At 71.8% G+C, this 2,141-nt stretch carries 1 protein-coding gene; it reads right to left on the bottom strand.

Annotated features, from left to right (window positions below):
* Positions 1–2,117 (bottom strand): type I polyketide synthase (locus ACZ63H_RS38575; protein WP_469873117.1); only part of this gene is annotated, 2,117 nt, incomplete at its 3' end.
* Positions 2,118–2,141 lie beyond the last annotated feature (24 nt).

The raw sequence follows: 2,141 nt of genomic DNA, 5'->3' as shown, positions 1-2,141 counted from the left end.
CACGCCATCGACGTCGCCGCCAGCCCCTCGGCACGACGCTCCAAAGCCAACGCGTCCAGGAAGGCATTCGCCGCCGCATAATTGCCCTGACCGGCAGTACCGAACACGCCCGCCGCAGACGAGAACAGGACGAACGCCGCCAGATCCGCGCCCCGCGTCAGCTCGTGCAGCCACCGCGCCCCGTCCACCTTCGGACGCATCACCACATCCACGCGCTCCGCCGACAACGCCGTCACCACACCGTCGTCCAGCACACCCGCCGCATGCACCACACCAGTGAGCGGATGCTCGGCAGGAATCTCGGACAGCACCTCCGCCAGCGCCTCACGATCGGCCACGTCACAGGCCACGAACCGCACCGACGCACCAGCGGCCTCCAACTCCGCCACCAGCTCGCGGGCACCCTCACCACCACGACGTCCCAGCAACAGCAGGTGCCGCACCCCGTACTCCCCCACGAGATGCCGGGCCACCAACCCACCCAACGCACCCCCGGCACCCGTGATCAACACCGTCCCGCCCGCACCCAGCTCGGGCCGGTCTGGGGTCCGCCCAGCGACCGGGGAAAGCCGTGGCACGTACAACCGGCCACCGAGCACGGCGACTTGCGGTTCGCCGAGGGCGAGCACCGACGCCACATCGGCATCCTCGCCGGCCGGTACGTCGACCAGGACGATCCGACCCGGATGCTCGGCCTGCGCCGACCGCAGCAACCCCCACACCCCGGCCGTCGCCGGATCGGCCACACCCGTCATCCCACCCCGCGTGACCACGACCAGCAGCCCATCGACGGAATCGGCCACGAAACCCTGCACCAACGCGAGCGCCTCCCCGACCCGCACCCGCACATCACCGCCCGGCTCGACGTACTCCACCCGGACGTCGGAAGCCGGTTCGGCCGGGGTTTCAGGGGCGGCTACGTCGGTCCAGCGCACCTCGTACAGCGGGTCGGCGGCGGCCGAGCCCAGCTGGGCCACCTGTGCGCGGGACATGGGTTGCAGGCGGAGTTCGTCGACGGTCACGACGGGCATGCCGGCGCCGTCGAACGCGGCCACCCGCACGGCACCGTCCGCCTGCGGGGTCAGCCGCACCCGCAGTACCGAGGCACCCACCGAGTGCAGCCGCACCCCGCCCCACGAGAACGGCACCCACAAGTCCTCCGACGGCAGCGGATGCAACGCGGCGTCGAGCAGTGCCGGATGGACGCCGAACGTCCCCGAGTCGCCCGGCAGTCGGACCTCGGCGAACAGTTCCCCGCCCGACCGCCACATCGCGTCCAGGCCCTGGAACACCGGTCCGTACCCGTAGCCGAGGCCGGCCAGGCGCTCATAGACCTCCGCGCCCTCCACCCGCCGGGCTCCCGGCGGTGGCCACGGCGTCTCCAGCCGTTCCGGGGACACGGCCGGGCCGCGCGACACCACGCCGACGGCATGCCGCACCCACTCGGTCTCCGCGTCCTGGGACCGGGAGTGCACGGCGATCGTCCGCCGCCCGGCCTCGTCGGCGGCGCCCACCGAGACCTGGACCGCCATCAGCGTGTCCGGCGACAGCACCAGCGGCCGTTCCAGCGTCAGTTCCTCCAGCACCTCGCAGGTGACCTCGTCGGCCGCCCGCAGTGCCATCTCCACGAAGGCGGTGCCGGGAAGGATGACGGTGCCGAAGACGGCGTGGTCCGCCAGCCAGGGGTGGGTAGCGAGGGAGACGCGTCCCGTGAGCACTGCCTCGTCGTTGCCGGCCAGGCGTACGGCGGCGCCGAGCAGGGGATGGTGCGCCGGATCGAGACCCAACCCCGCCGCGTCCACCACCGACCGACCCGCCGGCAACCAGAAACGCCGGCGCTGGAAAGCGTACGTCGGCAGATCCACCAACCGCCCACCATCCACCCACGCCGGCCAGTCGACATCCACCCCCGCGACGAACACCTCCGCCGCATGCTGCAACAACCGCGACACCTCATCCTCGTCACGACGCAAAGTCCCCACCGCCGTGACCCCACCGACCCCCGCCACCTCCGCCGCCTGGGCCACCGCACCCACCAACACCGGATGCGGGCTGACCTCGATGAAGACCCGGTGCCCGGCCTCCAGCAACGTCTCCAGCGCACGGTCGAAACGCACCGTCTCCCGCAGATTCGTAAACCA

It is taken from the genome of Streptomyces sp. NPDC104831, from assembly GCF_055583025.1.
This window is presented reverse-complemented; position numbering and strand designations above follow the sequence as displayed.